This is a genomic window from Wolbachia endosymbiont of Cylisticus convexus (assembly GCF_003344345.1).
This window is the reverse complement of record NZ_QPIP01000090.1, coordinates 1-8,024: the sequence shown is the minus strand read 5'-3', so window position 1 is coordinate 8,024 and position 8,024 is coordinate 1. Positions and strand designations below refer to the sequence as shown.

Sequence of the window (8,024 nt, the reverse complement as noted above, 5' to 3'; positions counted from 1 at the left end):
TGGGAAAACGTTGGTCAAAGGGAAGATTTGCGCCGTTAATAGAGAGTACGCCATGTTTAAAAAGTAAAGTAAAAGACCCAAGGTCAAGAGACTCAGGCAATACTGTGCAGAGTAAGGAATTTCAAGGTGGAATAGTAGTAATAACCGGAGCAAACAGCAGTGTAAGCCTCCGATCTATGCCAGTAAAATATCTCTTTCTTGATGAAATAGACGCCTATCCAGGAGACTCAGGTGGAGAAGGAGATCCAGTACTGCTCAGTATTGCTCGAACTAATACATTTGCACGGCGAAAGATTTTTTTAGTATCAACACCATGGAATAAGCAGAATTGAGAAAGAATTTGAAGCAACAGATAAGAGATATTTTTTTGTACCATGTCCGCATTGTAATTATTACCAAATATTAAAATGGTCACAAATAAAATGGGAAGATAAAAATCCAAATACAGCACACTATATATGTATAGAATGTGGTAAAAAGATAGAAAATCATCAAAAGACAGAGATGCTTGAGCGTGGAGAATGGAGGCCTACTAATAGAGTAAAAGGTGAGAAAAAAGGATTTCATCTTTCAAGTCTTTATAGTCCAGTTGGCTGGTATAGTTGGCAACAAGCAGTAGAGGATTTTCTCCATGCAAAGGAAAGTGAACAATTACTAAAAGTTTGGATAAATACCACTTTAGGAGAAACTTGGGTAGACAAAGGAGAAGTACCGATTGGAAGCAATTATTTAACAGGAGAGAATTTTTTCCCGTAGGCACAGTACCAAAAGGCGAAGTAGTTCTCACAGCAGGAGTAGATGTTCAAAAAGATCGTTTAGAAGTAGAAGTTGTAGCCTGGGGAAAAGGCAGAGAAAATTGGTCAATAGACTACCAAGTATTTGAAGGAGATACAGGAGGTAGGGAAGTATGGGGAAAGCTTTCAGAATTACTTAATCATCATTTTATCGGTGAAAATGGTCTTGAATATATGATAAGCATGATGGCAGTTGATGCAGGGTATGCAACGCAGGAAGTTTACAACTGGGTGAGAAGTCATCAAGGATCTGGAAGAGTAATGGCAGTGAAAGGTGTAAATAAAGCCCTAGTGCCACTTAGCAGCCCAAGTAGAGTTGATATAACAGTTGGAGGGCAAAAGCTGAAAAGAGGAATAAAGCTCTGGCCAGTAGGAGTATCGATATTAAAGTCAGAGCTTTTTCAATTGCTTAATATTTTAAAAGAAGGTGAAGAAGCTCCAGTAGGATACTGTCATTTTCCGGAGTATGCACCTGAATATTTCAAACAGCTAACGGCAGAGCAATTAGTCAGCAAGGTAGTAAAAGGCTACACCAAACAAGAGTGGCAAAAGGTAAGAGAAAGAAATGAGGTACTAGATTGCCGGATTTATGCCAGAGCTGCATCTATTGCACTTGGGATTGATCGATGGCCAGAGAGTAAATGGAATAGTTTGAGTGGAAAAATGGAAAGTAAAAAGCCTAAAAAAGTAAGACAGAGTAAGTGGTTGGAAAATGTATAACGAAGAGTATTTGTCTCAAGTTGAACAAGCAATAAAGAAGCTACAAAGTGGAGAAAGAGTAGTATCAATTGCATATGGTGACCATGTTGTCCGTTATGCAGAAGTAGATATAAATGATTTATTGAATTTAAGACAACGAATTAAGGCTGAGTTAAAAGTTGCAGGTATGAAGCCAAAGAGGAAAATTGTTTTTTCAACGAGTAAGGGGATCATATAATGATAAAAATCGTTGAAAGGAATCACATGACAAAAATTATAGCAAAAGAATATACAGAATTTTTAGAGCAGCTCAAAGAACAGATTGCTACTAGTCGTTATAAATCAGCACTAGCAGTAAATAGCAAGCTTATTGTGCTTTATCACCATATTGGTACAGAGATCTTGAAGCGCCAAAAAGAACATGGCTGGGGTGCTAAAATCATAGATCAGCTAAGTAAGGATTTGAGAAGCGCATTTCCAGAAATGAAGGGATTTAGCGCTAGGAATCTTACTTATATGCGCCAATTTGCTGCAGAATATCAAGATACTGAATTTACGCAGCAGGTTGCTGCACAATTGCCTTGGTTTCATATTGTAGTTATTTTAGATAAAGTAAAAGATCCAAAAGAAAGACTATTCTATTTTCAAAAGGCTATAGAGCACGGTTGGTCACGTAGTATAATGGTGATGCAAATCGAACGTGAATTGTACAAACGTCAAGGAAAAGCTATTACTAACTTCAAAGATAAGTTACCTTCTCCGCAGTCAAATTTAGCGCATTATACATTAAAAGATCCATATATTTTTGATTTTTTGAGTATAGGAGACGATGCTCACGAAAGAGAAGTAGAAAAAGGGCTTGTAGGCCATGTAGAGAAGTTTTTGCTTGAGCTAGGGGAAGGATTTGCATTTGTTGGTAGGCAGTTTCACTTAGATGTTGGAAATAAAGACTTCTATATTGATTTATTGTTTTACCATTTAAAGTTACGTTGCTTTGTAGTAATTGAGCTAAAAGACAAGGATTTCAAGCCAGAGTATGCAGGTAAAATGAATTTTTATCTTTCAGCCGTTGATGATTTACTAAAGCATGAGACAGATCAACCATCTATAGGATTAATTTTATGCAAGTCAAAGGATAATGTACTAGCTAAGTATACATTGAAAGACATAAATAAACCGATAGGGTTGGCAGAATATAAAATTACTGAAAATCTACCAGAGAATGTAAAGACAGCCTTGCCAACAATAGAAGAGCTGGAAGCTGAGTTATCAAAAATTTCAGATAAGGAAAAGTAATGCTATTAAAGTCATTTAAACAATTATTTAACAAGCCAAAGATAAAAAGCTCAGCCTGGGATGCAGCAGGCTCAGGAAGAAGATTTTTTCACTTTCAACCAGAGTCAGGAAGTATAAACAATTTGCTGTCTCAAAACCTTGAAACTTTACGTAGTCGATCACGTGACATGGTGAGAAAAAATCCGTATGCAGCAAATATCATTGATACAATAGTGAGTAACTCTATTGGAACAGGAATAAAGCCGCAATCAAAGGCAAGAGATGGAGAATTTCGAAAGAAGGTGCAAGAATTATGGCTAAAATGGACAGATGAAGCAGATAGCTGTGGAATAAGTGATTTTTATGGATTACAAGCTCTGGTATGCAGAAGTATGATAGAGGGTGGAGAATGTTTTGTAAGATTAAGAACGAGAAAGCTGGAAGATAGATTTTCTGTGCCATTACAACTGCAAGTACTTGAGTCTGAACATTTAGACAATAAAACAAATCAAACTTTAGGAAATGGTAATGTAATAAGAAACGGGATTGAGTTTAACAGGCTTGGTCAAAGAGAAGCTTATTACTTATTTAAAGAACACCCTGGTGAAAATACCTTTGGAGAGTCAGTAAGAGTGCCAGCAAACGATGTTTTACATATCTATAAACCACTGAGACCTGGGCAAATCAGAGATGGCTTTCGAGTATACTGCTAAAGCTCTATGAACTTGATCAATATGATGATGCAGAATTAGTGAGAAAAAAGACAGCAGCGATGTTTGCAGGGTTTATTACAAGGCTCGATCCTGAGGCAAATATTTTAGGAGAAGGTGAAAGTAATGAGCAAGGAGTAGCACTATCTGGCCTAGAACCTGGAACAATGCAGCTTTTAGATCCAGGTGAGGACATAAAATTTTCAGAGCCATCAGATGTTGGAGGAAGTTATGAAGCGTTTATAAGACAGCAGCTAAGGGCAATAGCGATTGGTACAGGGATAACATATGAGCAACTAACAGGAAGGTGTTAATTATTCATCTATTCGAGCAGGGCTGATAGAGTTTCGCAGAAGGTGCGCAATGTTGCAGCATAACGTGATAGTGTTCCAGTTTTGTAGACCTATTTGGAATAGATGGCTAGAATTAGCAGTACTGTGTGGAGAATTGAGTATAGATGAAAAAGTAGTAAAAGCAGCGAAAGAAGAAGTAAAATGGATACCACAGGGATTTGATTGGGTGGATCCACTGGAAAGATCAGCAAGCACAGCAAATGGCAGTGAGGAATGGATTTAAGAGTCGAGCAGAAGTAGTTTCGGAGCTCGATTATGATGTAGAAGAAATTGATCAAGAAATAGCAGAAGATCAAAGACGTGCAAATAGTCTCAACTTAATGTTTGACTCTGATTGTAAAGGGTTATGATGCTCTTAGGAAAACCATTAATGCTTGAACCAAGGAGTTTTGAACTATTATCATTACATGCGGCAAAACATCCGACGTTTAAAAATATAAAACATGCAGTAAGAAATAGTGAAAGGAGAATAAAAGTAATACCAATACATGGAATCTTGACGAAGAATACAGAAGCTTTTGACGATATTTTAGGGATGACATCATATGAGAAGATACGTGAAGAGGTAGAAGAAGCTTTAATAAATGAAGAAGTAGAAACAATAATTTTGGACATAGACAGCCCCGGAGGGGAAGTAAACGGTATATTCGACCTTTCTGACTTTATTTACGAAGCAAGGGCATTAAAAAAGATCATAGCAATAGCAAATGATGATGCGTATTCCGCAGCGTATGCGATAGCGTCAAGTGCTGAAAAAGTATTGGTAACGAGGACTTCAGGAGTTGGAAGCATAGGAGTAATAGCAAGTCACGTTGATCAAAGTGGATTTGATGAAAAACAGGGGGTAAAATATACCACAGTATTTGCAGGAAAGAGAAAAAACGATTTAAATCCGCATGAGCCAATAACATCAGAAAGTATGGAAAGCTTAAAAGAAGAGGTAAATCGCCTGTATGAGATGTTTGTCCAGCTCATAGCACGAAACAGAAATTTGTCCACGGAGAAAATCAAATCAACGGAAGCAGGGCTATATTTTGGTGAGAAAGCAATAGAGATAGGACTTGCTGATGGAATGACAATTCTTTCATCTATTAATAAAAATAGGAGTATTACTATGAATGAGAAAACTACAACTGACCTAGAAACTGATAATTTAACTAATAAAATCAAGAATGACAGCTATCGTACTGAAGTTCTTGAATTAATACGTTTATGTAATTTATCAAAGATGCCAGAAAAGATAGGAGAATTTATTGAACAGGATGTAAATGCAAAGCAAGCCCAAGAGATATTAATGTCAACACTGGCGGAGAGAACGAAGAAGACAGAGATAATGAGTACAATACCGCAAAATACACCGGAAGACTTGATGATGCAGGTAGCGAAAAGTCGGGGCATTTGATGCGCGGTATATAATCGCCGCGGTAAATAAGTGTTCAAAATGCGCCAGAATAGCCAATTATAGAGCAACGTATCTTTTACCGCGGCGAATAGCGACTTTAAACACAGCGGAATAAACAAAGGAAAAAGGGGGAGAAATATGACAAGCATAACTGAAACAAATAATTTAGGAGATCTTCTGAAATATGAAGTGTCCAACCTATATTCAAGAGACCAAATAACAGTAGCTAAAGGTCAAAATCTTAAGCTTGGTGCAGTAGTTGCCAAAAAGACGGAAGATGGTTTTATTAGAGTACTTAATCCTGCTGGAACAGATGGCACACAAACAGCAATAGGTGCAATAGTAAGTGATGTAAATGCGACAGAAAATGCCAAAGCAGTAATTATTACTCGTGGTGCAATACTAGCAGATCATGCGGTTGTGTGGCCAGCAAATATCACTGAAGAACAGAAAGCTGAAGCAATAAAGCAACTTGAAGCACGAGGGATCATTATCCGCAAGGGAGCTTAAAAAAACTATTAAAAATACAAAAGGGGGAAAAGAAAAAATGCAAAATCCATTTACAAATCCAGCATTTAGCATGACGGCACTAACAAATGCGATAAATATATTGCCGATAAATTATGGACGAGTTGAAAATCTAAATTTGTTTCCAAGTAGGTCAGTGAGATTTAGACATATTACCATAGAAGAACATAATGGAGTTTTAAGTCTACTACCAACACAAGTGCCAGGAGCACCAGCAACAGTAGGAAAAAGAGGAAAAAGAAAGGTAAGAACATTTACGATTCCACATATTCCACATGATGATGTAGTATTACCAGAGGAAGTACAGGGAATAAGAGCATTTGGATCAGAGAGTGAACTGAAAGCGCTGGCAGATGTAATAACGGACCATTTGCAATTGATGAGAAACAAACATGCAATAACGTTGGAGCATTTGCGGATGGGAGCGCTCAAAGGAATAATTTTAGATGCTGATGGGTCAGAATTATTAAATCTGTACAACGAATTTGAAATTACACCAAAAGTAGTAAATTTTGCCTTTAGAACAGCAACAACTGATGTAAAACGTAAGTGTATGGAAGTATTGAGGCACATAGAAGATAACCTAAGTGGTGAATATATGACAGGAGTTCATGCCTTGGTAAGTCCTGAGTTTTTTGATGCATTAACTTCGCATAGTAAAGTGAAAGAAGCATATGAAAGATGGCAAGAAGGAGCAGCGCTAAGGAACGATATGAGGTCAGGATTTACGTTCTGCGGAATCACATTTGAGGAGTATAGAGGGCAAGCAACTGACCCTGAAGGAACGGTGAGAAGATTTATAGAAAGAGATACAGGGCACTGTTTTCCACTAGGAACAGCGAGCACATTTACAACATATTTTGCACCAGCAGATTTTAATGAGACAGTAAATACTCTAGGACAGCCACTCTATGCAAAACAAGAGCTAAGAAGATTTGATAGAGGGACCGATTTACATACGCAGTCGAATCCATTGCCAATGTGCCACAGACCAGGAACATTAGTAAAAGTCACTATAGCATAACATACTGGTAGAGTAACTACAAGTTGGTGAGGTACAAGAGGACTCTACTAGTATATACCTTACTAGCATACTTATGAAAGAATGCAAGAGAATATTAAGAGATTATTAAAAGATTGTTTTGCCCATCTAGGAGAAGTAGCTTTGTATGAGTCGAAAAATAAGGCGTACATGGTACAAGTATTAAAGCAACAGCCAGATAAATTATACGAGATTGGTGAAGGACAATTTGTAGGAGAAACTTTAGTGTTGGAAGTAAGTGCGTTTGATGTGTTAAAGCCAATAGTAGGAGATGTTTTTGTTATAGGTGATTGCAAATACAAAATACACACACCACCACTTAGAGATAAATCTGGAATGGTCTGGCGAATCGAAGCGTCTGGGGTGTAAAATGTCTGTTTATATAGAAGTTGAGGTAATAGAAAGTGTAAATGCTAAAAGAGGAAAAATAGAATTAGCAATAGTGAGGGTATTAAACAAAACAGCACTATGGCTAAAATCGAAGGCAGCAAAAGAGATTAGTGAGGAAAAGAAGATAAGGCTGAAGTTGATAAGAAAAAGACTAAGGGTTGTGAAGGCTAATAGAAATAAACTGACAGCTTTAGTAAAAGTGTATTAAACAAGACTTGATCTGACACTTTAGAAAAGTAAGTTATAAAATAATAAAAGAAAGGAGTGTTAGATATGAGTACAATACAAGCAAAAATACTAAAACCAAAGTTAGGGTTATTAGAGCTAGCAAAACAATTAGGAAATGTATCTCAAGCGTATGGGCTACTCAAGAGATACGTTTTATCGATTCAAGGAATTATATGAAAATGGAGGAGAAGAAGCACTGCATGAGATAAGTAAGAAAAAATCACTTATGGCAAACAGAGTTTCCGAAGACATAGAAAGAGCAGATCGCAACAGAATTTCCAGCATATGGACAATAAAGAGCTGCAAATGAGCTGAGAAAAAGGGATTTCCGAAGGTGGTTGTATGGCTAAGAAACGATATTGAAACGTTCAAAAAAAGACTTAAAGCTCTTGAAGCGAAGGTTGCACAAGATGGCATAATTTTAACTGAAGAGCAACTTGCAGCTTTAGAGAAAGTGAAAGAACAAAGATGGTGAAATTGAAACACTGGTTACTTAGGTTCTCAAGACACTTATTATGTAGAAGGGTATAGGACCAGCAAACTTTTATTGATACCTATTCAAGGGTTGCTATGGCAAAGCTTTATACAGACAAAACTGCAATT

The 8,024-nt window shown here is 37.1% G+C and carries 6 protein-coding genes and 4 pseudogenes; all 10 read left to right on the top strand.

What is annotated here, in order from left to right; translation table 11 throughout:
- A pseudogene (locus tag Wcon_RS07900) lies at nucleotides 1–1,514 on the top strand (phage terminase large subunit family protein); the annotation flags it as partial.
- Nucleotides 1,507–1,731, top strand: coding sequence for a gpW family head-tail joining protein (locus Wcon_RS07895; protein WP_114517794.1), 225 nt, complete (start codon nucleotides 1,507–1,509; stop codon nucleotides 1,729–1,731). The pseudogene Wcon_RS07900 and the gene Wcon_RS07895, both read left to right, overlap by 8 nt.
- Nucleotides 1,732–1,757: 26 nt before the next feature.
- On the top strand, nucleotides 1,758–2,789 hold the full coding sequence (locus Wcon_RS07890; RefSeq protein ID WP_114517796.1) for a PDDEXK nuclease domain-containing protein: 1,032 nt from the start codon (nucleotides 1,758–1,760) through the stop codon (nucleotides 2,787–2,789).
- A pseudogene (locus Wcon_RS07885) lies at nucleotides 2,789–4,181 on the top strand (phage portal protein). Before Wcon_RS07890 ends, Wcon_RS07885 begins: the two are co-directional and overlap by 1 nt.
- On the top strand, nucleotides 4,181–5,233 hold the full coding sequence (locus Wcon_RS07880) for a S49 family peptidase (RefSeq protein ID WP_114517793.1): 1,053 nt from the start codon (nucleotides 4,181–4,183) through the stop codon (nucleotides 5,231–5,233). Before Wcon_RS07885 ends, Wcon_RS07880 begins: the two are co-directional and overlap by 1 nt.
- A gap of 138 nt (nucleotides 5,234–5,371) precedes the next feature.
- A complete protein-coding gene (locus tag Wcon_RS07875) occupies nucleotides 5,372–5,743 on the top strand; it encodes a head decoration protein (protein WP_114517792.1) in 372 nt (123 codons plus the stop codon).
- 37 nt (nucleotides 5,744–5,780) lie between these two features.
- Complete coding sequence (locus Wcon_RS07870) at nucleotides 5,781–6,785, top strand: major capsid protein (RefSeq protein ID WP_114517795.1); 1,005 nt, start codon at nucleotides 5,781–5,783, stop codon at nucleotides 6,783–6,785.
- Between the two features lie 81 nt (nucleotides 6,786–6,866).
- Complete coding sequence (locus Wcon_RS07865; RefSeq protein ID WP_114517791.1) at nucleotides 6,867–7,172, top strand: head-tail joining protein; 306 nt, start codon at nucleotides 6,867–6,869, stop codon at nucleotides 7,170–7,172.
- 1 nt (nucleotide 7,173) lies between these two features.
- Nucleotides 7,174–7,392: pseudogene (locus Wcon_RS07860) on the top strand (phage tail protein); the annotation flags it as partial.
- A 74-nt stretch (nucleotides 7,393–7,466) separates the two neighbouring features.
- Nucleotides 7,467–8,024: pseudogene (locus Wcon_RS07855) on the top strand (helix-turn-helix domain-containing protein); the annotation flags it as partial.